13 protein-coding genes and 2 tRNA genes are annotated in these 22,772 nt (G+C 65.9%); 8 read left to right on the plus strand and 7 right to left on the minus strand.

Going from position 1 to position 22,772, the window contains the following annotated elements; genetic code table 11:
- Nucleotides 1-28: 28 nt before the first annotated feature.
- Nucleotides 29-2,356: an arylsulfatase gene (locus tag ACSYG9_RS20060; protein WP_454839699.1), complete on the plus strand. Its 2,328-nt coding sequence runs from the start codon at nucleotides 29-31 to the stop codon at nucleotides 2,354-2,356.
- On the opposite strand, the gene ACSYG9_RS20065 is transcribed toward ACSYG9_RS20060, so the two are convergent.
- Together ACSYG9_RS20065 and ACSYG9_RS20070 are read right to left on the minus strand one after the other, a co-directional pair.
- Nucleotides 2,347-3,699, minus strand: a complete 1,353-nt coding sequence (locus tag ACSYG9_RS20065; protein WP_454839700.1) for a hypothetical protein — start codon at nucleotides 3,697-3,699, stop codon at nucleotides 2,347-2,349. The two genes, ACSYG9_RS20060 and ACSYG9_RS20065, sit on opposite strands and share 10 nt — an antisense overlap.
- A 171-nt stretch (nucleotides 3,700-3,870) precedes the next feature.
- A tRNA-Leu gene (locus ACSYG9_RS20070) sits at nucleotides 3,871-3,957 on the minus strand.
- Between the two features lie 926 nt (nucleotides 3,958-4,883).
- Here ACSYG9_RS20070 and ACSYG9_RS20075 point away from each other — a divergent pair.
- Nucleotides 4,884-14,168, plus strand: coding sequence for a fatty acid synthase subunit beta domain-containing protein (locus tag ACSYG9_RS20075; RefSeq protein WP_454839702.1), 9,285 nt, complete (start codon nucleotides 4,884-4,886; stop codon nucleotides 14,166-14,168).
- Nucleotides 14,169-14,196: 28 nt separating this feature from the next.
- Entirely contained in the window at nucleotides 14,197-14,622 is a 426-nt protein-coding gene (gene acpS, locus ACSYG9_RS20080; RefSeq protein WP_454843011.1) for a holo-ACP synthase AcpS, read from the plus strand.
- 20 nt (nucleotides 14,623-14,642) lie between these two features.
- Here the strand turns inward: acpS and ACSYG9_RS20085 are convergent, their stop codons facing one another.
- The 3 genes from ACSYG9_RS20085 to ACSYG9_RS20095 all read right to left on the minus strand — a co-directional run bounded on the left by ACSYG9_RS20085 (nucleotide 14,643) and on the right by ACSYG9_RS20095 (nucleotide 17,266).
- Nucleotides 14,643-15,443: a TetR/AcrR family transcriptional regulator gene (locus tag ACSYG9_RS20085; RefSeq protein WP_440124161.1), complete on the minus strand. Its 801-nt coding sequence runs from the start codon at nucleotides 15,441-15,443 to the stop codon at nucleotides 14,643-14,645.
- Nucleotides 15,444-15,533: 90 nt separating this feature from the next.
- Nucleotides 15,534-16,322: an ABC transporter permease gene (locus ACSYG9_RS20090; protein WP_440124162.1), complete on the minus strand. Its 789-nt coding sequence runs from the start codon at nucleotides 16,320-16,322 to the stop codon at nucleotides 15,534-15,536.
- On the minus strand, nucleotides 16,319-17,266 hold the full coding sequence (locus ACSYG9_RS20095; protein ID WP_454839704.1) for an ATP-binding cassette domain-containing protein: 948 nt from the start codon (nucleotides 17,264-17,266) through the stop codon (nucleotides 16,319-16,321). The genes ACSYG9_RS20090 and ACSYG9_RS20095 overlap by 4 nt, the downstream gene beginning before the upstream one ends.
- A 90-nt stretch (nucleotides 17,267-17,356) precedes the next feature.
- Between ACSYG9_RS20095 and ACSYG9_RS20100 the strand changes: the two genes are divergently transcribed.
- A complete protein-coding gene (locus ACSYG9_RS20100) occupies nucleotides 17,357-18,112 on the plus strand; it encodes a TetR/AcrR family transcriptional regulator C-terminal domain-containing protein (RefSeq protein WP_440124164.1) in 756 nt (251 codons plus the stop codon).
- Nucleotides 18,109-19,464, plus strand: coding sequence for a M20/M25/M40 family metallo-hydrolase (locus tag ACSYG9_RS20105; RefSeq protein WP_454839707.1), 1,356 nt, complete (start codon nucleotides 18,109-18,111; stop codon nucleotides 19,462-19,464). The genes ACSYG9_RS20100 and ACSYG9_RS20105 overlap by 4 nt, the downstream gene beginning before the upstream one ends.
- Here the strand turns inward: ACSYG9_RS20105 and bcp are convergent, their stop codons facing one another.
- Complete coding sequence (gene bcp, locus ACSYG9_RS20110) at nucleotides 19,465-19,938, minus strand: thioredoxin-dependent thiol peroxidase (RefSeq protein ID WP_454839709.1); 474 nt, start codon at nucleotides 19,936-19,938, stop codon at nucleotides 19,465-19,467.
- A 73-nt stretch (nucleotides 19,939-20,011) separates the two neighbouring features.
- Here bcp and ACSYG9_RS20115 point away from each other — a divergent pair, with 73 nt between their 5' ends.
- Both ACSYG9_RS20115 and ACSYG9_RS20120 read left to right on the plus strand, forming a co-directional pair.
- Complete coding sequence (locus tag ACSYG9_RS20115; protein ID WP_169688522.1) at nucleotides 20,012-20,236, plus strand: DUF3618 domain-containing protein; 225 nt, start codon at nucleotides 20,012-20,014, stop codon at nucleotides 20,234-20,236.
- A 148-nt stretch (nucleotides 20,237-20,384) separates the two neighbouring features.
- Nucleotides 20,385-21,152 carry a L,D-transpeptidase gene (locus ACSYG9_RS20120; protein WP_454839711.1) on the plus strand — a complete coding sequence of 256 codons (768 nt, stop codon included), beginning with the start codon at nucleotides 20,385-20,387 and terminating at the stop codon, nucleotides 21,150-21,152.
- 63 nt (nucleotides 21,153-21,215) lie between these two features.
- Here ACSYG9_RS20120 and ACSYG9_RS20125 read toward each other — a convergent pair.
- Nucleotides 21,216-21,288, minus strand: a tRNA-Lys gene (locus ACSYG9_RS20125).
- 339 nt (nucleotides 21,289-21,627) lie between these two features.
- Here ACSYG9_RS20125 and ACSYG9_RS20130 point away from each other — a divergent pair.
- Entirely contained in the window at nucleotides 21,628-22,764 is a 1,137-nt protein-coding gene (locus tag ACSYG9_RS20130) for an Ig-like domain-containing protein (protein WP_440127735.1), read from the plus strand.
- Nucleotides 22,765-22,772 lie beyond the last annotated feature (8 nt).

Below are 22,772 nucleotides of genomic sequence, written 5' to 3' on the forward strand. Positions count from 1 at the left end.
CAGGTGGGGCACGGGGAGGCAACCGACAATGAGCAACGACTTGCGGGCGAAACCGATACCCAATGGCGACACATTGCCGTTCCCTCCCACCCCGTCGGGCAGCATCGCGGGCCGAACCATGCAGGAGTCCGTCTACAGCCCCCGACCTGAGGAAAAACGACTCGACGACGACGCCCCGAACATCCTCGTCGTTCTGATCGACGACGCGGGACCAGGACTGCCGAGTGGCTTCGGTGGCGAGGTGAACACCCCAACCCTCGACCGCATGCTCGGCGAAGGAATCAGCTACAACCGTTTCCACACGACAGCCATGTGTTCGCCGACGCGGGCTGCATTGCTCACCGGCCGGAATCACCATCGCGTCGGTAACGGGCAGATAGCCGAACTGGCCAACGATTGGGACGGGTACTCCGGACACATCCCCAAGTCGAGCGCGACGGGCGCCGAGGTTCTCAAGCAGTACGGCTACACCACGGCGGCGTTCGGGAAATGGCACAACACTCCGGCCGAGGAGACCACCGCCGCCGGCCCCTTCGACAACTGGCCCACCGGCGTCGGATTCGACTACTTCTACGGTTTCCTCGCCGGGGAGGCATCGCAGTACGAGCCGAACCTGGTCCGAAACACCACCGTCGTCCTGCCGCCGAAGACGCCCGAGCAGGGCTACCACCTCAGCGAGGATCTTGCGGACGACGCCATCGGGTGGCTTCGCAGGCACAAAGCGCTCGACGCCGACAGGCCCTTCTTCATGTACTGGGCCAGCGGTTGCCTGCACGGCCCCCACCACATCATGAAACCGTGGGCCGACAAGTACGCAGGGAAGTTCGACGACGGCTGGGACGCCTACCGCGAGCGCGTGTTCGCCCGGGCCAAGGAGACGGGTTGGATCCCGCCGGAAGCGGAACTCACCGACCGCGACCCGACCATGGCCGCTTGGGACGACATTCCCGACGAGGAAAAACCATTCCAGCGACGACTGATGGAAGTGGCCGCCGGATACGCCGAGCACTGCGATGTTCAGGTGGGCAGGCTGTTCGACGAGCTGGACCGACTCGGCTACCGCGACAACACCCTGGTCGTCTACATCTGGGGCGACAACGGCTCGTCCGGTGAGGGCCAGGACGGCACCATCAGCGAATTGCTGGCGCAGAACGGGATCCCGACGACCACGGCGCAGCACATCGAAGCGCTCGACCAGCTCGGTGGACTCGACGTGCTCGGCTCCCCGAAAACCGACAACATGTACCACGCAGGATGGGCGTGGGCGGGCAGCACGCCCTACAAGGGCATGAAGCTTCTCGCCTCGCATCTCGGAGGGACCCGCAATCCCATGGTGGTGCGGTGGCCGGCGCAGGTCACTCCGGACCCGATTCCGCGGCCCCAGTTCCTGCACTGCAACGACCTCGTACCGACCTTCTACGACCTGCTCGGCATCACCGCGCCCCGCACCGTGAACGGAATCCCTCAGGACGTGATCGACGGCGCCAGCTTCGCGCAGACCCTGAGCGACAGGAACGCGAAAGCAGGCAAGCTCACCCAGTACTTCGAGATCATGGGCAGCCGCGCGATCTACCACGACGGCTGGATGGCATCGGCGTTCGGACCACGCGCACCCTGGCTGCAGGGTATGCCCGGCGGAATCCGCGACTGGAACCCCGACGACGACGTATGGGAGCTCTACCACCTCGACGAAGACTGGACCCAGAACCGCGACCTCGCGCAGCAGCATCCCGAGAAACTGGCTCAGCTACGCGAGATGTTCGCGATCGAGGCGGCCAAGAACAATGTCCTGCCCGTCGGCGGAGGGCTCTGGGTCGTCGCGATGCATCCCGAACAACGCATCTCGACTCCCTACACGAGTTGGCAATTCACGGGGGACGTCACCCGGATGCCCGAATTCTGCGCCCCCGCACTCGGAAACAAGAACAACCATGTCACCGTCGAGTTGACTGCACCCGACCGGGCCAGTGGTGTCCTTTATGCCCTCGGCGGAAATGGTGGTGGACTGACCTGCTACCTGGACGACGGCTACCTCTGCTACGAGTACAACCTGTTCATCCTGATGCGCACCAAGATGCGCTCGGCGACGCAGATCCCACCCGGTGAACACACCGTCGAGGTGATCACCGAATACGCCGAGGCGCGCCCCGGCGGGCCCCTGAACGTCCGGATGCTCGTCGACGAGGAGACGGTGGGGGAGACCACGGTGCCGGTCAGCGCGCCGCTGCTGTTCACGGCGAACGACTGCCTCGACATCGGGACGTGCCTCGGCTCCCCGGTCTCGCTCGACTACTACGACCGCGCGCCGTTCCCCTTCAGCGGAACCATCGACACAGTGGTCGTCGACTACACCTGAGGGCGACCGGCCTGGGACAATGGCCGGACAACGATTTCGAGCAGCAGTAGAGCGAGCAAGGCGATGAACACCGTCCACCCCACCACCGCGCCTGTCGGGTAATTCCAGAACACGACAACCAGCACGGCCACCGCAACGATTCCGGCGCGCAACGGAACTCGGGCGCGGGCCAGCCACACCTCCACGGTGCTCGGCGTGCGGGTGCTGTCCGGCCTCCGTAACTTGTCCATCCCGTAGGCGAACCCGCGACGGACCGCCATCGCCGACGCCGATCCACCGATGAGGTAGGCGCCGACCGCCACGACCAATCCCGCGACCAACACCGCCCGCAATGTCGAACGTAGCGGTGTGGCGAGAGCGTCGAAAAGCACTGCCGCTGCGCCCGGCGAGCGGATCTCGGCCGGAAGGTTGTCGAGGTACAGCGACCGGCCGATCATGATCGCGAGTGCGAGGACGAGCATCGCGACGACGAAGGTGACGCCTGTGATGGCCAGAGTTCGAAGCCGGGAGCCGCGCGGGGCCGTCCAGATCGCGCCCGCAACCGCCAGCAGCGTCAGCCACGGAAGAATGCCGGATGCTCTGTCGAGCGCATTGACAGCGCGCTGCGCCTTGATGAGTTCGGGCGACTGGAACAGCACGAACTGCTTGTCGATCTCCGGGATCTGATCGGCGAATGCGAACCCCCGGTCGACCAGGAGGCTCTTGGCCTTGTCGATGATCGGAGCGAGATTCAGGCTTACCGTCCCGCTGTCGTCGATCGAAATTGCGTCCGCTTGCGTATCGCCGGTCAACACTGCGGCCAGTCTGTCGTGCGCGGCGCGATTCGTCTGGACCCAGAGGGTTTCGAATTGGTCCGATGCAACCAGGCTGCCGACGGTGTCGTGCACGAAGCTCTCGGCCTGACCGGCGATGACCGGCGCAAGACCCACCACGGGTTCGAGTCGCGGCCTATCTTCGGTCAGGGCTGTCAATGCTTCTTCCGTCAGGCCCTGGACATCGACCTGGGCGAAGATTTCATCCGTCACACGGTTGGTGATTGCCGCCTGGATCTCCGGATCGGACGCGAGCGGGGTCACCGTGGTCACGTAGCGGTCGGTGTCGAGAATCTGACTGCGCGCGTATCGGGCGACGACAGACGAGATGGCCAGCAGGAACACGAGCACCAGCAGGATGACCACACCGGCCCAGCGGAGAGTGTGTCGATGTGGCCGGGAAACAGTCTCGGCCGGCGCGACGGTGGACTCACCGCGCAACTTGGCAACCTCAGCGCGCAGTACTTCGAGTTCGCGCCGTTCGTCGGCATTCAGCGGTGTGTTCTCGGATCGGTCGTCGGAGCCTGTCATGACAGACCTGCCTTTACGTGCCGGCCGGAGCGCACGGCTTGCGCCCGCACCGATGCCGCTCCAAGACTGCTACCGCGGTTGGTCGTGCGCTTCACCCGCAGAGGGTGAAGGGGAGTGAACGAAAGTGTGGATCCGGGCCCGTAATGGGGCTGGATCCACACTCACTATCCGTGGTGCGCGAGGGGGGACTCGAACCCCCATACCCGTAAGGGCGCCAGGACCTAAACCTGGTGCGTATCCCAATTCCGCCACTCGCGCGTCACGGACACACTACGTCATGACTCCGACAGATCCGAGTTGAAGCCGAAACGTCGCCTGCCGGCCCAAGTCGGCGTCTGGCTATGACAGTTGGGACACAGGAAGCGCACATTCTCAGGGCGGGAGTCGTTCGGGTTTCCATCGATGTGGTCGACATGGAGGATCAAAGCCTCCCCGCACCAAATCGGATCCATACCGCATCCTTCACACTTGTGTTGCCGCCCGGACTCCAGTAGGGCGCGGCGCAGGCGTTTCGGAGCCTGCCGATTCGATTTGACCGGCTTGAGCACGAGGATCTCGGTCCAATCGAGACGGTTTTGCGGCGGTTTCCCTTTCTGGGAGTCCCGGCCTGTGAAATGCGATGTATCGATTCCCAGCCTCTTGATCCGTCTGCTGATGTGCGTATGCGTGCCACCGTCGGGCCCTGCACCCATCCATCGAAGCGCGCCTGACATGCTCGAGGAGGCCCGCACTGCTTCCTCCAGAAGTTCCTTCGTGTACTTGACCGCCCTGCTCATAGTGCCCCCTTGTCGAATGAATGTTCGATCGTGGTTGAAACTAGCGGGAGGGTCCGACATGTTTCGGGAGCAAGAAGGCACGGCCCGGACCGGCCGTCAAGACGGTAACGATTCGATAACAATAAAACGTGAGGACTCCTCGGGTTCGTGGACGTCCACGCATCGACGCAGCCTGGGCGGATTCGGGTTACCCATCGGTCACTTTTCCGGGTTGTGTGAGTGAAGTCACTGGTAGCTGCGTCGCCCTGTGGGCTACGGGAGAAGAAACATGAGGAACCCCTCATGATTCTGTGCGAACCTTGGCGTGCCCGTTTGAGCAGAACACCAGTCCATGCAACACACCGGCGCGGGCAGCGCTGCAACACGAAATGCCTCCACGCAGGGGTGTTCAGGAGAGGAACCACACGCGTGACGATCGACGAGACCACACCAGGCGACAACGGACGGAACTCGAAGGCATCACGACGCACCGGCCAGCGGGCGGCGACCGCCCCGAACGGTGCACTGGTCGACAAGCTTCTCGCGGGTGAGCCCTATGCGCTCGCCTTCGGCGGCCAGGGTGCGCCCTGGCTCAGCTCCCTCGAAGAACTCAGCCGCGACAACGGCCTCGAGCCGGTCCTGACCGAACTGGTCAACTCGGCGGCAGCACACCTCGCGCCCGTCGCAGGCGAACTGATGGTTGTGCGCCCGGCAGGGTTCGATCCCATCGCGTGGATTCTCGAGCAGGAACTCGTCGACGACGAGGACGAGACGCCCGCAAACGGCCCGTCCGAAGCGACTCTCACTTCCGCCGCGGTTTCCAAGCCCGGTGTCTTCCTCACCCAGGTCGCTGCGTTGCGCGCGCTCGCAAACCAGGGTTTCGACGTCGCCACCCACGCGCCGAGCGCTGTGATCGGCCACTCGCAGGGCGTTCTCGCCGTCGAGGCAGTCGCGGCCGGTGGTCGTAAGGACGCCGAGATCCTCGCGATCGCTCAGCTCATCGGTGCCGCTGCCTCGCTCGTCGGCCGTCGCCGCGGGCTGATCGCCGGCGCAGGCAAGTTCCCGATGCTCGCGGTGTCGGGCGCCGACAGCGAACGCGTGCGCGCGGTCGTCGCGGAGGTGTTCGAGGGTCAGGATCCCGAGCGCAGCGCGGTTGTCGCCATCCGCAACGGCCGTCGCCGCGTCGTGTTGTCGGGCCCGCCGGCTGCGCTCGAGCGTGTGCAGCAGCGTTGCGAGGAGATCTCCGCAACCGAAACCCGCGAGCGTGATTCGAAGAAGCGTGGCGGCGCCGTGTTCGCGCCCACCTTCGAGTCTGTTCCCGCCGAGGTCGGCTTCCACCACCCCGCGTTCGCGGACGCCGTCGAACAGGTCGTGGAGTGGGCGTCGCGCTGCGATCTGGACGCCGAGCTGGCTCGCACGCTGGCCGAGTCCATTCTCGTGACACCGGTCGACTGGGTCGAGCAGGTCGATGGCGCTGTTGCGTCGGGTGCGTCCTGGATCCTCGATCTGGGCCCCGGCGAGCTTCTCACCCGCCTGACCCAGTCCGGATTGCGTGGTCAGGGCGTCGGAATCATCGCCGCTGCAACCCGCGGTGGTCAGCGCAACCTGCTGACGCCGGGTGCCGAGCCCGAGGTGCCGCGCGCATGGTCGGAGTTCGCTCCGAAGCCGGTGGCGTTGCCCGACGGCCGGATCGGTGTGGAGACGTCCTTCACCCGTTTGACGGGTCGTTCGCCGATGTTGTTGGCGGGTATGACCCCCACCACGGTCGATCCGAAGATCGTGGCTGCTGCCGCGAACGCCGGTCACTGGGCGGAACTCGCCGGTGGCGGCCAGGTCACCGAGCAGATCTTCGCCGACCATGTGGCCGAGCTGACCGATCTGCTCGAGCCCGGTCGCGCTGCGCAGTTCAACTCGATGTTCCTCGACCCGTACCTGTGGAAGCTGCACGTGGGCGGTAAGCGTCTCGTGCCGAAGGCCCGTGCCGCGGGCGCACCGTTCGACGGTGTCGTGGTCACCGCGGGTATTCCTGAGCTCGAAGAGGCCGTGCAGATCATCTCCGATCTGCGTGATGCAGGCATCGAGCACGTTGCGTTCAAGCCGGGCACGGTCGCGCAGATCCGTTCGGTGATCCGCATCGCGAACGAGGTCCCGAGCTACCCGATCATCGTTCACATCGAGGGCGGCCGCGCGGGTGGTCACCACTCGTGGGAAGACCTCGACGACCTGCTCCTCGACACCTACGCGGAGCTGCGCACGCGCTCGAATCTGGTGCTGTGTGTCGGTGGCGGTATCGGTACGCCGGAGAAGGCCGCCGATTACCTGACGGGCCGCTGGTCGACCGTGCACGGATTCCCGGCGATGCCGCTCGACGGCATCCTGGTGGGCACCGCTGCGATGGCGACGCTGGAGGCCACCACGGCTCCCGAGGTCAAGCAGCTTCTGGTCGACACGCCCGGCACCCCCGATTGGGTGGGAGCAGGTACCGCGAACGGTGGAATGGCTTCGGGCCGGAGCCAGCTCGGCGCCGATATCCATGAGATCGACAACGCTGCTTCCCGTACGGGTCGTCTGCTCGACGAGGTCGCGGGCGATGCGGATGCTGTGGCTGCCCGTCGCGACGAGATCATTGCCGCGCTCGACATCACCGCGAAGCCGTACTTCGGGGATGTCTCCGAGATGACCTACCTGCAGTGGCTGACTCGCTACCTCGAGCTCGCGATCGGTTCCGATTGCGCTACCGAGTTCGATTGCGGCAGCGATCTGGGCGACGCCGTCGCCGACGCGCATGTCAGCCCGTGGCTCGACGTGTCGTGGCGTGAGCGTTTCCGCGAGATGCTGCAGCGCGCCGAGGCCCGTCTGCATCCTGTGGATCGCGGCCCGATCCCGACGCTGTTCGACGACGATGCGGTGCTCGAGCGTCCGTACGCGGCGGTCAAGTCGCTCACGGCTCAGTACACCGATGCAGGCGACGTGGTTCTGCACCCCGCGGACGTCCCGTTCTTCGTCTCGCTCTGCAAGACCCCCGGCAAGCCGGTGAACTTCGTGCCGGTCGTCGACCAGGATGTGCGTCGCTGGTGGCGGTCCGACTCGCTGTGGCAGGCACACGATCCGCGCTACACCGCCGATCAGGTCTGCGTCATCCCCGGCACCGTCGCCGTCGCGGGCATCACCCGCGTCGATGAGCCGGTCGGTGAGCTGCTCGACCGTTTCGAGAAGGCCACGGTCGACGAGCTTGTCGAGTCCGGTGTCGAGCCCACCCCGGTGGTTGCTCGCCGTCACCGCGACGTCGCGACCGGTCTGCTCGACGCTGTGCTGTCGTCGCCCGATGTCGCGTGGGCCGGCCGCCAGACGCGTAATCCGATCGATCGTCTCGGTGACCTCGACGAGTGGGTCGTCGAGTCGGAGGCTGCTGCGGTGCATGCGCCTACCGGCGCGACCTTGACGGTCCTCGATGCCGAGCACGTCGGCCTGCGGGTGCCCCTCGGTAACGATCGCGCCGTCGAGATCCGCATCACCGTGCCCGCATCCGTGAGCACCGGCGGCGCACCTGTCATCACCGAGGCCGACGCCGACGCCGCCATGTCGGCGCTGCTCGGTGTGGCTGCGGGACAGGAACTTCCGACCGTCAAGAAGGGTGCCGCGCGTATCACCCTCGGTTGGTTGCCGGAGAAGATCGCCGATCACGCCGGTGTCACCGGTGCGGGTCTGCCCGAGAACCTGAGCCCGAGCACCAACGGTGTGCCCGATGTCCTCGTCGGCGCGTGCTGGCCGGCCGTGTTCGCGGCGCTGGGTGCTGCCCGCACCGACGAGAACCTGTCGGTCATCGAGGGCATGCTCGATCTCGTCCACCTCGATCACGCGATCGACGTGAAGAACGGCCTGTCCACCGACCCGTCGATCCTGGGTGTGAAGGCGCAGGTCGAGAACGTCGCCGACACCGATCTGGGCCGCGTCGTCGAGGTCCACGTGACCATCTCCGCCGACAACGGTGACGGCTCGGGCGACAACACGGTTGCGACCTTGATCGAGCGTTTCGCGATCCGCGGCCGCACCGGCACCGCCGAGCTGGCCGATCCGGTCCGTGCCGGTGGTTCGCTGAGTGATGATGTCATCGAGACGCCGCGTCGCCGGCGTCGCGATGCCGTGATCGTCGCCCCGACCGACATGAGCGCGTTCGCTCGGGTTTCGGGCGACCACAACCCGATCCACACGTCGGACAATGCCGCGCTGCTGGCCGGTCTGGGTAGCCCGATCGTCCACGGCATGTGGCTGTCCGCCGCTGCGCAGCAGGTCGCCACGGCCATCGAGTCGGATGCGAAGCTGCCGGTGCGCCGGATGACGGCGTGGACGACGCGATTCCTCGGTATGGTCCGCCCGGGCGCGAAGATCGATGTGCGCGTCGATCGCATCGCAACCGATCGCGGCGCCGAGATCGTCGAGGTGGGCTGCCGTGTCGACGGCGACCTGGTGATGGTCGCGACGGGCCGTATCGCCGCACCGAAGACGATCTACGCTTTCCCCGGCCAGGGCATCCAGCGCCCCGGTATGGGTCTGGACGCTCGCGCCCGCAGCAAGGCTGCCCGTGAGATCTGGGAGCGCGCCGACAAGCACACCCGCGACGCCCTCGGCTTCTCGATCCTTGCTGTGGTGCGCGACAACCCGACGGTCCTCAAGGCCCGCGGTGTCACCCACAAGCACCCGGACGGTGTACTGCACCTCACCCAGTTCACCCAGGTCGCGATGGCGACGCTCGGTGTCGCGCAGATCGCGGAACTCCGCGAGGCAGGCGCATTCGTCGAAGGTTCGCTGCTGGCCGGTCACTCGGTCGGTGAGTACAACGCTCTCGCCGCGGTCGCCGGTGTGCTTCCGCTCGAAGCGGTTCTCGAGGTCGTCTTCCAGCGCGGCTCGGCGATGCACGCCCTCGTGCCGCGTGACGAGCGCGGCCGCTCGAACTACCGCATGGCTGCGATTCGGCCGTCGCAGTTCGGTGTCGCCGACGAGGACCTGCAGGACTTCATCGCCGAAGTCGGAGCGAGTGCTGACGAATTCCTGGAGATCGTCAACCTGAACCTGCGCGGTTCGCAGTACGCGATCGCTGGAACGGTGGCGGGGCTCGAAGCACTCGAGGTCGTCATCGAACGCAAGGTCGCCGAGTTCGGTGGCAAGCGCGCGTTCATCCTGGTCCCGGGCATCGATGTGCCGTTCCACTCGACCGTCCTGCGTGGCGGTGTGGACGACTTCCGTGAGCGGCTGCTGAACCTGCTGCCCGAGGAGATCGACCCGAACATCCTCATCGGCCGCTATATCCCGAATCTGGTGCCCAAGCCGTTCAACCTGGGTCGTGAGTTCATCCAGGAGATCGCTGATCTGGTGCCGTCGGAGCCGCTCGCCGAGGTCCTCGCGGACTTCGATGCGTGGGCCGCGAAGCCGGTTGCGCTGACCCGTGTGGTGCTCGCCGAGCTTCTGGCGTGGCAGTTCGCGTCGCCGGTGCGCTGGATCGAGACGCAAGACCTCCTGTTCGCAGAGGAAGCCGACGGTGGTCTGGGTGTGGAGCGCTTCGTCGAGGTCGGTCTCGGTGCCGCCCCGACGGTCGCGAACCTCGCGTCGCAGACCCTCAAGCTGCCGGGTCGGTTCGGTCAGCCGGTCGAGGTGCTCAACATCGAGCGCGAAGCGTCGATCGTGTACTCGACCGATGTGGATCCGGCTCCGGTCGAGGACGACGAGCCCGAAGCGCCGTCGTCCGAGGCTGCTGCGCCTGCTGCTGCCACGGCTCCGGTTGCTGCTCCGGCAGCGCCGACCGGCGGCCCGACCCCCGACGACATCGTGTTCAAGGCCGCGGATGCCACGAAGGTGCTCATCGCGCTGTGGACCAAGCTGCGTCCCGATCAGATCGGCCCCGTCGACACGATCGAGGCACTGTGCGACGGCGTGTCCTCGCGTCGTAACCAGCTTCTCGTCGACCTCGGCTCCGAGCTGTCGCTCGGTGCGATCGACGGTGCTGCCGACGCCGACATGGGCGCGCTGGCAGGCACGGTCGACCGCCTCGCCCGCACCTACCGCCCGTTCGGCCCGGTGCTGTCGGATTCGATCAACGATCACCTGCGCAAGGTGTTCGGCCCGTCGGGCAAGCGGCCCGGCTACGTCGCCGACCGCGTCACCAAGGTGTGGGGTCTGGGCGAAGGCTGGACCCAGCACGTGACCGCGGAGGTGGCTCTCGGTAGCCGCGACGGATCCTCGATCCGCGGTGGCGATCTGGGTGGTCTGTCGCAGGGCGCGCTCGGCGACACCGCCTCGGTCGACGCCTTGATCGACGCCGCCGTCCAGTCGGTCGGCTCACGTCGCGGAATCACTGTGTCGATGCCGTCGGCCGGTGGTGGCGGGGGAGCCACTGTCGATGCTGCTGCTCTCGGTGAGTTCACCGAGCAGATCACCGGTCGCGACGGTGTGCTCGCCAGCGCCGCGCGCCTCGTGCTCGAGCAGCTGGGACTGAACGAGAAGGTGTCCGGCCTCGCGGACAAGGCCGACGACGAACTCGTCGATCTGGTCTCGGCCGAGCTCGGTTCCGATTGGCCGCGGCAGGTTGCACCCGCGTTCGACGCCCGCAAGGCCGTCCTCATCGACGACCGATGGGCCACCGCGCGTGAGGATCTTGCGCGTGTCTGGCTCGGCGACACGGTGGAGGTCGAACGCTTCGACGGTGCCGGTAAGACGGTTGCCGCTCATGCGACCTACTGGCAGGCCAAGGCGAGCGACGCAGGTCGCACGCTGCTGGCCGACACCTACGGGCGCATCGCGACGGCTGCGGCACACACGGGCGACGCCGAGTACGCAGGTGAGGTCGCTGTCGTCACGGGTGCCAGCAAGGGTGGTATCGGCGCTGCCGTCGCAGCGAAGCTGCTCGGCGGCGGTGCGACGGTGATCGTCACCACGTCGCGGCTCGATTCGAACCGTCTCGGGTTCTACAAGGACCTGTACGCACGCCACGCTCGCACCGGCGCGGCCCTGTGGGTCGTGCCCGCCAACATGGCGTCCTACGCCGACGTCGACGCCCTGATCGAGTGGATCGGCACCGAAACCGTGGAGAACGCGGGCGGCGCCAAGAAGCTCATCAAGGATGCGCTGACCCCGACGCTGCTCTTCCCGTTCGCCGCACCTCGCGTGGCCGGTTCGCTCGCCGATGCCGGTGCGCGCGCCGAGATGGAGATGCGGGTCCTGCTGTGGTCCGTGGAGCGGCTCATCGCCGGCCTGTCCGGTATCGGTGCCGATCACGACGTCGACACCCACCTGCACGTGGTGCTGCCCGGGTCTCCGAACCGCGGCATGTTCGGTGGCGACGGCGCGTACGGCGAGTCGAAGGCAGCGCTCGACGCAATCGTCACTCGCTGGGGCGCCGAGCGCACGTGGGCCGAGCGCGTCACCCTGGCGCACGCGCTCATCGGCTGGGTGCGCGGCACCGGGCTGATGGGTGGCAACGATCCGCTGGTCGAGGCCGTGGAAGCTGTCGGTGTGCGCACGTGGTCGACGCCCGAGATGGCGACCGAACTGCTGAAGCTCGTCGGTCCGGAGGCCAAGCGTCTCGCGAAGGATGCGCCGTTGGTCGCGGACCTCACCGGCGGACTCGCCGACGCGGGGCTCGATCTGCCTGCGCTCGCGAAGCAGGCACAGGACGCGGCCGATGCCGCGGACGAGGATATCGAGGATGAGGCCGCGACCATCGCGGCACTGCCTGCGGCTCCGCGTCTCAATGCCACTCCGGCTCCCGAGTGGAGCCAGGTCACCGCGGCTCCCGAGGATCTCGTGGTCATCGTCGGTGCAGGCGAGCTCGGCCCGTACGGATCGTCGCGTACCCGCTTCGAGATGGAGGTCGACGAGGAACTGTCGGCTGCCGGTGTGCTCGAACTGGCGTGGGTCACGGGTCTGATCGAGTGGGAGAACGAACCGAAGCCCGGCTTCTACGATGCCGAGACCGGTGAGCTCGTCCCCGAGTCGGAGATCGCCGACCGTTACAACGACGCGGTTGTCGAGCGTTGCGGCATCCGTCGTTACGCCGACGACGGAGCGATGGTCGACAACACGGCTCCGCTGATGACGTCGGTGTTCCTCGACAAGGATCTGTCCTTCGTGGTCGGCTCCGAAGCGGAAGCCCGTGCGTTCGTCGACTCCGATCCGGAGAACACGGTCGCTGCGGTCGATCCTGAGTCCGGAGATTGGACGGTCACCCGCAAGGCAGGCACCGAAATCCGCGTGCCGCGTAAGGCGAAGCTGACCCGCACGGTCGGTGGCCAGATCCCGACCGGGTTCGACGTCACCCGCTGGGGCATCCCCGCCGACATGGCGGATGCGGTGGACCGAGTGGGTCTGTGGAACATCGTGTCCACGGTCGATGCGTTCCTCACCGGTGGCTTCACCCCGTCCGAACTGCTGCGCTGGGTGCACCCGTCGATGGTGGCGAACACGCAGGGCACCGGCATGGGCGGCATGACCTCGATGAGGTCGCTGTACATCGACACGCTGCTCGGCGAGAACCGCGCGAACGACATCCTGCAGGAAGCCCTGCCGAACGTCATCGCCGCGCACGTCGTCCAGTCGTACGTCGGCGGTTACGGTGCGATGGTGCACCCGGTCGCGGCGTGCGCCACGGCTGCGGTGTCGGTCGAAGAGGGCGTCGACAAGATCAAGCTGGGCAAGGCCGAGTTGGTTGTCGCCGGTGGTTTCGATGATCTCGGTATCGAGGGCATCGTCGGGTTCGGCGATATGTCGGCGACCGCGAAGTCCGACGAGATGACCGCCAAGGGCATCGACGATCGCCGCTTCTCGCGGGCCAACGATCGCAGGCGCGGTGGTTTCGTCGAGTCGGCCGGTGGCGGCACCGTCCTGCTGGCGCGCGGCGACCTCGCGCTGGAGATGGGGCTTCCTGTCCTCGGTGTCGTGGCATACGCGAGCTCGTTCGCGGACGGTGTCCACACGTCGATCCCGGCGCCCGGCATCGGCGCGCTCGGCGCGGGTCGCGGCGGACGTGAGTCGGCCCTGGCGAAGGAACTGCGCAAGCTCGGTGTCACTGCGGACGACATCGCGGTCGTCTCCAAGCACGACACGTCGACTGCGGCGAACGACCCCAACGAGTCGGAACTGCACGAGCGCCTGGCCGGATCGCTGGGCCGCAGCGAGGGAAACCCGCTGTTCGTGGTTTCACAGAAGTCGCTCACCGGACACGCCAAGGGTGGCGCAGCGGCCTTCCAGCTGGTCGGTCTCTGCCAGGTACTCAGCCAGGGTGTCGTCCCGCCGAACCGCAGCCTCGATTGCGTCGACGAGAAGATGGCCGAGTACGAGCACCTCGTATGGGCACGTACGCCGATCCGTTTCGGCGAGCAGTACGCGCTGAAGGCGGGCCTGCTGACCAGCCTCGGCTTCGGCCACGTGTCCGGGTTGATCGCGGTGGTGCACCCGCAGGCGTTCGTGGAGTCGCTGCCTGCCGACCGTCGTGAGGCGTACCTCGCACAGGCTGCCGAGCGCACGATCTCGGGTAAGCGGCGCTTGGTCTCGGCGATGACCGGAGGCGCGGCACTGTACGAGCGTCCCGCGGATCGCCGGTTCGGTGGGGACGCGGTGCCTGCCGCAGCTGCACGTCAGCTCGAAGCGGATGTGCTGCTCACCGAGGAAGCACGCCTCGGCGACGGCGACGTGTACCGCTCGGGTATGCCCGGCTGCAAGTAGGCCGGGGACTCGAGGGAACCACGTAGTGATGGGAGTTGCGGGTATCGGGTTCGATCTCGTGTCGGTGCCGGAGTTCGCTGAGCAGTTGCGCCGGCCGGGCACGACGATGCTGGCGAACTTCACCCCGGGTGAGCGTCGCGATGCGAATACCCGCAGCTCCGATCCTGCCCGGCATTTCGCCGCGCGCTGGGCGGCGAAGGAAGCCGTGATCAAAGCGTGGTCGGCGTCGTTGTTCGGGAGTCCGCCGGTGCTGCCGGAGACGATCCACCAGCAGATCGAGGTGGTGTCCGACGCATGGGGACGGCCGAGCATCCGGTTGCACCGTGAGGTTGCCGAGCATCTCGGCGATCGGCGGATCCATGTGTCACTGACGCACGACGGAGACATGGCCGGCGCGTTCGTGGTACTCGAAGACGCCGCCGGCGGGTACTCGTCCGGGGAGGACGACAGGTAGCAGCGGGGAGCTACACACGATCAGGCCGAGGGAGCGGATGCTTCCTCGGCCTTGGTCGTTTCGGAACCGGCGGCGCCGGACGTGGCGGCGCGTGCGCGTTCGGAATCCTCACGTCGCTTCTGACGTTTCGCCTGGGCACGCGAGTCCTGTTCGGCGACCTGCAGATATGCGACCATGATCCGCTTGAGTTCGGCCACGGCGTCGGCGTGGGTCTGGTCGTCCTGCACCGAGAAGTTCAACATCGAGTACACGATGTGGACGAGCACCTCGGCCATGAGCTTGCGGCGTGCTCGGGGAGTGTCCGGGGTGAGGGGCGCCAGCATCCGCGCGACCTGTTCGGCGAATTCTTTCTCGTGGATGGCGCCGGTGGCACGCGTCGATGGGGTGGACTGCATCGCCAGCCACACTTCGCGTCGGGATGGATCGGTGGTCCACAGACCCGCCATGTGATCGACGAAATTGTTGAGGAATCGCAGCCAGTCGACCGATGGGATCCTGCCGTTGAAGGTGGCGAGTTCGTTCTGGACACCGACGAGATCCTGCCGATTCAGTTCGCAGACGATCACGTACTTGTTGGCGAAGAACTGGTAGAGGGTACCGATGGGGACGTCGGCGCGGGATGCGACTTCTTCGCACGTGAACGACTCGAATCCGACTTCGGTGAGCAGGTCGCGGGAGGCTGCCAGGAGCGCGTCGAACTTGCGCCGGCTGCGTTCCTGCGTCGGACGTCGTCTGGGCACGAGTTCCTGCGGCTCCGCCTGGACCTCGAGTGCGGGGTCGATCCGTTGCGGGGCGCGGCGGCCGTTCGTTGCTGACTCCACGCGCCCAGGCTAGCGGCACACTGTGCGAAAGCCGAACATGAGTGTGAAAAGAAGTGTCACCAAACGGGTTGTGCTCCCATCGGCACGGGTTCACCGCGCGGTTCGACGGCGGAACAATGCCGTGGCCGCGACCAGTCCGACGGCGATGAATGCCACACACCAGCCCACCGCGACCAGTGCGGAGTTGCCGACGGGGGTGCCGGTGAGCAAGCCCCGTACCGTTTCGATGACCGGCGTCACCGGTTGGTGTTCGGCGAATCCGCGCAACCAGCTGGGCATCGTGTCCGGCGGTACGAATGCGCTGCTCACATACGGAAGAAAGAGGAGGAAGAAGGTGAAGCCGCTTGCGGCCTCCTCATTTCCGGCGAGCATCCCCAATGCCGCGGACACCGCCGAGATCGCGAGAATGAACAGCGCGATGACCCCGATGGCCGCGATCCATTCGACGAAGGTGGCGTCGGCCCGGAATCCCATCACCGCGGCGACAGCGAACACGACGACAGTACTGGCGAGGTTGCGGAGCAGGCTGGCGACGACGTGGCCGGTGAGGACTGCCGAACGCGCGATGGGCATCGACCGGAACCGATCGACGATGCCTCGCTGCATGTCGGACGCGACGGCAACCGAGGTCTGCGCGGCGCCGAACGAGGCCGACAGCAGCACGATGCCCGGAACCACGTAGTTGAGATAGTCGGTGCCGGTGTTGATGGCGCCGCCGAACACGTATACGAACAGCACGAGCAGCAGGACCGGCAACGCGAGCCCCATGAGCAGAGCGTCGGGGCTGCGGAGTATGCGTCTGAGGTTTCTTCCGGTCACCGCCGCATAGTCGCGGGGCAGGTGACCGGCAGTGCGGGTCGGTGAGTCGGTGATCGTCACTGCGAGACCTTCTTTCGGTTGGCCGTGCCGGTGAGGGTGAGGAAGACATCGTCGAGTGTGGGGGAGTGGAGGCCGAATTTCTCGACCGGAACTGCGTCGTCGGCGAGCCGGGTGAGTAGGGCGGCCACGTGGGGGAGGTCGCCGTCGGTGGGGACTTCGAGAGTGAGGGTGCTCGGGTCGGTCTCGCCGCCGAGTAGTGCCGCAGCATGATCGAGGTCGGGTTCGGTGGTGAATCGCAATTCCAGGTGACCGCCCGGCACCAGCGCTTTGAGCTCGTCCGGTGTGCCTTCGGCGACGATGCGTCCCGAATCCAGGACCGCGACCCGATCGGCGAGGCGATCGGCTTCCTCGAGGTACTGCGTGGTGAGAAAGACGGTGACTCCTTCGGCGGCGAGTTCGCGGATCACCTCCCACATGATGAGGCGGCTGCGGGGGTCGAGGCCTGTGGTGGGTTCGTCGAGGAAGAGCACCTGCGGTGAAGCGACCAGGCTCATCGCGATGTCGAGTCGGCGAGCGGTGCCGCCGGAGAGGGTGCCCGCGCGCCGGTCGGCGACGTGCCCGAGATCGAATCGCTCGATCAGTTCTCGGACACGGCCGTTGATCGTCGACGAGGGCAGGTGTGCCAGTTGCGCGGCGAGGCGGACGTTCTCTCGTCCGGTGAGCACGTCGTCGATAGCGGCATATTGTCCGGTCAGGGCGATTCGTTGACGGACCGAACGGGCGTGGGCGGGTAGGGCCAGCCCGGCGACTTCGACGGTGCCGGAGTCGAAGGGCAGCAGTGTCGTGAGGATCCGCACGGTCGTGGATTTTCCGGCGCCGTTAGCGCCGAGCAGGGCGAATACGGATCCGGGCGCGACCCGCAGGTCGATGCCGTCGAGCACCGTGGTGGAGCCGAATGTCTTGCGTAGTGCCTGCACATGGAGAGCGGCGAAGCGATCGGACATGTCCCGGTCCTTAACTGTGTACGTCATAGACTTTTGTGTAGATGATACGCAGTTTTAGGATTGCGGCAAGACCCCGAACGACGGAGAGCTATGCACAGTCCCGGAACCGACGACGAGCTACCGCGCGACGTGCGGCTGGCGTGGGGGCTGAACAACCCCGGTACCCGGGGGCCCCGCCGAGGCCTGACATTGGATCAGGTGCTCGACGCCGCGGTCGCCGTGGCCAACACCGAAGGGCTCGGGGCGCTCTCGATGAGCCGGGTGGCGAAGGAACTCGGCTTCACCACGATGTCGCTCTATCGTTATGTCGACAGCAAGGATCAACTCGTCGAACTCGCGTGGGACCGCGCGCTCGGACCGCCGCCCGAGTTGCCCGCCGAGGGGTCCTGGCGGCAGCGACTCGACGCCTGGGCCACAGCGGAGTACCGAGCGCTGCGCGAATACCGATGGCTGACCGAGCATCAGATCCGAACGGCTCCCTACTGGCCCAACAACATGCGCTGGCTCGACGCCGGCCTCGGTGCGATGTCCGACACCCTCCTCGACGAGGAGGAGAAGGTGCAGGTCACGCTCACGATCTCGCTGTATGTCATCAGTCGTGCGCGTTTCTCATGGGAACTCGAATCCGCCGTCGTCGACGATCGGGTGGACTACCCCTCGGTGATGCCTCGCATCCTCGACCCGGAGAAGTATCCGTGGGTGCTCGCAGCCGTTGCTGCGGGAGCATTCGATACAGACGAGGACGAAGACCCCGCGGTATGGCACGAATACGACTTCCGGTTCGGACTAGAGCGGCTCCTCGATGGAATCGACGTGCTCATCCGAAACAAGGAGGCAAACAGATGACAGGCTTGACCCGACGAATGCGGACCCGCGTCAGCGCAGCGATGCCTGCGGCTCGTGACGAGCTCGCTACTATGGTTGCCTTCCGCTCGGTGGCCGACCCCCGGCAGTTCCCCGTCGAAGAATGCGTCGGAGCTGCAACCTGGGTTCGTGACGCATTCGCCGAGGCGGGGATCGAACACGTCGAACTCATCGAGACCTCCGACGGATCGCTCGCCGTCGTCGGGCACACCCCCGCCCCCGCCGGAGCCCCCACCGTCCTGCTGTACAGCCACTACGACGTACAGCCTCCCGGCAATGAAAACCTCTGGGACAGTCCGCCGTTCACGCTCACCGAACGGGACGGCCGCTGGTACGGGCGCGGCGCCGCCGATTGCAAGGGCAACATCATGATGCACCTGCTCGCGCTGCGGGCGGTCCTCGAAGACGGGCGCATCCCGGTGGGTGTACGGATCGTGATCGAAGGATCCGAGGAGATGGGCGGCGAAGGGCTCGACCACCTGGTCGAGGAGCGGCCCGAGTTGTTTCAGGCCGACCTCATCATCATCGGCGACAGTGGCAACGCCGAAGTGGGAAAGCCGACACTGACTACCACCTTGCGCGGTATCGCGAACGTCGACATCCACATCGAGACGTTGACGGGCGAAGTGCATTCCGGCATGTACGGCGGGGGAGCACCCGACGCGCTCGCCGCATTGGTGCACATGCTCGCCACCGTGCGCGACACCGACGGGAACACGGTCATCGACGGTCTCGACGCCACCGCGACCTGGGACGGCGTGCCGTATCCCGAAGACAGATTTCGCGCTGACGCCGGTGTGCTCGACGGAGTGACGCTGCCGACCTCGGGCTCGATTGCCGACGCCGTCTGGGCCCGTCCTGCATTGACCGTACTCGGAATCGATGCGCCCCCGGTCGTCGGCTCGGCCGCCGCGATCGTGCCCCGCGCATCGGCGCGCCTGAACCTGCGGGTACCGCCCGGGGTCGACGCGACGGCCGCGCAGGACGCGCTCGTCGCCCACCTCGAAGCGCATGTTCCATGGGGTGCCCACTTACGGATCGAGCGCGAAGCCGTCGGCGAACCCTTCCGCGCCGTGACCGACGGGCCCGGATACACCGCTCTACGGTCTGCGCTCGAGGCTGCGTACGGACATGAGGTGGGCACCGCCGGTCAAGGCGGGTCGATCCCGTTGTGCACCGCACTTCAACGCGCGGTGCCGACAGCGGAGATCGCCCTGATCGGGGTCGAGGAGCCCCGCTGCGTCATCCACGCCCCGAACGAGAGTGTCGATCCGTCCGAGATCGAGAACCTCGCCGTCGCCGAAGCGGTGCTGCTGAGCTCCCTGGCCGAATAGTCAGACGGACAGATCGCGTCGCAGCTTCGCTACGTGTCCGGTCGCCCGTACGTTGTACTGCGCAACCTCGATCTTGCCTTGCTCGTCGACGAGGAAAGTCGATCGGATCACGCCGGTCACTGTTTTGCCGTACATCTTCTTCTCGCCGAAGGCGCCCCATGCGGTGAGCGTGGTCTTCTCGGGGTCGGAGAGCAGCGGGAAATTCAGCTCCTGGCTGTCGCGGAACTTCGTGAGCTTCGCGGGCTTGTCGGGGGAGATTCCGACCACGTCGAGTCCGGCATCGCCCAGTTCGGCGAGGTTGTCGCGGAAATCGCAAGCCTGCTTCGTGCAGCCGGGCGTGCTCGCAGCGGGGTAGAAGTAGACGATGACCTTGCGTCCGCGGTAGTCGGACAGCGACACCTCGTTGCCGTCGGCGTCGGCAAGTGTGAAGTCGGGTGCGGTGTCACCGGGGGAGAGTCTGCTGTTTTCCGTCATGTCCGCGACAGTAGTAGACCGTTCGTCCATTACCGTGGTCGCAGCACACTGCAGCGACTTTCTGGAGGATCACGTGGCTAGGGACACCGGCGACATCGAGCGGGACATCGAAAAGGCCCGCAACCAGCTCGCGAGCACGCTCGACGAACTGAGCCTCCGCGCCAACCCGAAGACCTTGGTGGCGAACACCAAGCAGAGCGTCGTGGCGAAGGTCAATCAGCCTCAGGTCAAGAAATACGCCGCCATCGCTGTGGGTGCGGTGGTGGGTCTGCTCGTGTTGCGCAAGATTCTGCGCTGACCCCATTGGATCCGCACAGTGCCCGCGTCTTTACGGACGCGGGCACTGTGCATTCGTGCACGACAACCTTTCATATGCCGCGCCCATAGGTGTGACGTGCTTCACTGGATGGGTCGGGGTCTGTCTTTGTTCGAAGGAGGCGACCGTCATGCGGGGTTGTCAGCGGAGCGCACGACTGCTTCTGGCCACCATTCTCGCAACCGCCGTGTGGTTCGGCTCCGGAGCCGCCGCCGCTGCGGGAACCGTCGTCGAGGCGCCGCCCGGAGGCGTCGGTATCTCGTCTGTCGAGCCCGCTACCGGGGACGTGGTGGGGGTCGCGCATCCGGTGATCGTGCGTTTCACCGCACCCGTCACGGATCGGGTAGCGGCCGAGAACGCAGTGCAGATAATCACCGCGACGCCCGTCGAGGGGTATACGTCCTGGGTGAGCGATCGGGAGTTGCAATGGGTACCGGACGGCTTCTGGCCCGGAGGTACCGACGTCACGGTCCTGGTCGGAGGGTCGCGGACCCACTTCCAGGTCGGTGACTCGTTCATCGCGGTCGCGAATCGCTCGACGCACCAGTTCACGGTCAGTCTGAACGGCGAGGTCGTCAGGACGATGCCGACGTCGCTGGGTAAACCGGGATACGAAACCCCCATCGGCACATTCCCGGTGCTCGAGAAATTCCGCCATCTGGTGATGGACTCGTCTACCTACGGAGTGCCGATCGACGCGCCCGAGGGGTACCGCATCGACACCGAATATGCGGTGAGGCTCACATGGGGCGGAATCTTCGTGCACGCTGCACCGTGGTCGGTGGATTCTCAGGGATACGCGAATGTCAGTCACGGCTGCATCAACCTCAGCACCGAGAACGCCGGCTGGTACTACGAGAACGTGAAACTCGGAGATCCGGTGATCATCGAAGGGTGATTCTTTCTACAGTGCCGAAAAAGCCCCACCCCGGTAGTGTTCCGGATGTGGGGCTTTCCGCTGTGCGCCATCAGGGACTCGAACCCCGAACCCGCTGATTAAGAGTCAGCTGCTCTGCCAATTGAGCTAATGGCGCTTGGTGTTTCTGTCTCCGGTCCGTTGTCCCGGCGACGAAGAGAAGATTACACACCTCGGAAGATCGCGCCAAATCGCCTGCTCAGGGGCCTTTCGAGGCGCTGGAGCTGTAACGGATGGCGCGGTGGGGGCGATTCGGTATTCGAACGTTATCGACGTCGGGGGGCGTCGTAGGGCCTGCCCGGAACATGGGCTGGCAAGATTGCTTTTACATGTGTTACCTGCAGTTTTGGTGTCTGTGGGGAGGCGGGAGCGGAGAGTGGCAGTGCAACAAGAACAAGTGACGAGTCCGCGTCGGCGGCGGACCGCGGCGGTACTGGGGTTGATGATCGTCGGGCTTATGGCCTTCGTCACTGCCTGCTCGCCGGGATCGGGTGGCGGGGCCGATGAAGTGCCGATCGACTCGAACCCACTCGCGGCACTCATCAAACCGACAGTGTCGGCCAGTGTGGAAGACGGCGGCGTCGGCTTCTCTCCGATCGACCCGGTCACGGTGTCGGTGGTCAACGGCAAGCTCGAATCGGTGACCCTCCTCACCCCAGAGGGAGAACCGGTCTCCGGTGCGATCGAGGACGATGCAACCTGGGTGAACACCGAGCCGCTCGGGTACAACCGCCAGTACGTTCTCGAAGCCGTCGCTTACGGACTCGGAGGTGCCACCACCTCGAGCCTGTCGTTCACGACATCGTCTCCGTCGAATCTCACCCAGCCGTACGTGATGCCCGGTGAAGGGTCTGTCGTCGGTATCGGTCAGCCGGTCGCGGTGCAGTTCGACGAGAACATCCCGAATCGCCTCGCTGCCGAGGAAGCGATCACCGTCACGACGAACCCGCCGGTGGAGGGTGCGTTCTACTGGGTCAACAACCGCGAAGTGCGGTGGCGACCGGAGAACTACTGGACGCCCGGCACCACCGTCTCGGTCGATGTGAAGGCTTACGGCAAGGATCTGGGCGACGGCCTGTTCGGCCAGTCCGATGTCGCGACCTCGTTCACGATCGGCGACTCGGTGATCATCAGGGTCGACGACAACACCAAGCAGGTGGTCGTCAACCGCAACGGTGCCGACGTGATCACGATGCCGACTTCGATGGGGAAGAACGACACGCCCACCCCCAACGGCGTCTACACGATCGGCGACCGGTTCGATCACATGATCATGGACTCGTCGACGTACGGAGTGGCCGTCGACTCGTCTCAGGGGTACCGCACACCGGTCGACTGGGCCACCCGCATGTCCTACAGCGGTATCTTCTTCCACTCGGCTCCGTGGTCACTCGGCGACCAGGGGTACCGCAACACCAGCCACGGGTGCCTGAACCTGAGCCCCGCGAACGCCAAGTGGATCTTCGACAACACCAAACGCGGCGACATCGTCATCGTGAGCAACACCGTCGGTGGGGTGCTGTCCGGCACCGATGGGCTCGGAGACTGGAACATTCCGTGGGACACCTGGAAAGCCGGTAACGCGAATGCATAGCCGGTGAC

The organism is Rhodococcus sp. SJ-2, from assembly GCF_053750035.1.

Excerpts from the sequence above, each read along its gene's own strand:
- ACSYG9_RS20060 (WP_454839699.1), top strand. The coding sequence starts at position 29 with ATGAGCAACGACTTGCGGGCGAAACCGATACCCAATGGCGACACATTG.
- ACSYG9_RS20065 (WP_454839700.1), bottom strand. The coding sequence starts at position 3,699 with ATGACAGGCTCCGACGACCGATCCGAGAACACACCGCTGAATGCCGAC.
- acpS (WP_454843011.1), top strand. The coding sequence starts at position 14,197 with ATGGGAGTTGCGGGTATCGGGTTCGATCTCGTGTCGGTGCCGGAGTTC.
- ACSYG9_RS20095 (WP_454839704.1), bottom strand. The coding sequence starts at position 17,266 with ATGTCCGATCGCTTCGCCGCTCTCCATGTGCAGGCACTACGCAAGACA.
- ACSYG9_RS20100 (WP_440124164.1), top strand. The coding sequence starts at position 17,357 with ATGCACAGTCCCGGAACCGACGACGAGCTACCGCGCGACGTGCGGCTG.
- ACSYG9_RS20105 (WP_454839707.1), top strand. The coding sequence starts at position 18,109 with ATGACAGGCTTGACCCGACGAATGCGGACCCGCGTCAGCGCAGCGATG.
- bcp (WP_454839709.1), bottom strand. The coding sequence starts at position 19,938 with ATGACGGAAAACAGCAGACTCTCCCCCGGTGACACCGCACCCGACTTC.
- ACSYG9_RS20120 (WP_454839711.1), top strand. The coding sequence starts at position 20,385 with ATGCGGGGTTGTCAGCGGAGCGCACGACTGCTTCTGGCCACCATTCTC.
- ACSYG9_RS20130 (WP_440127735.1), top strand. The coding sequence starts at position 21,628 with ATGGCCTTCGTCACTGCCTGCTCGCCGGGATCGGGTGGCGGGGCCGAT.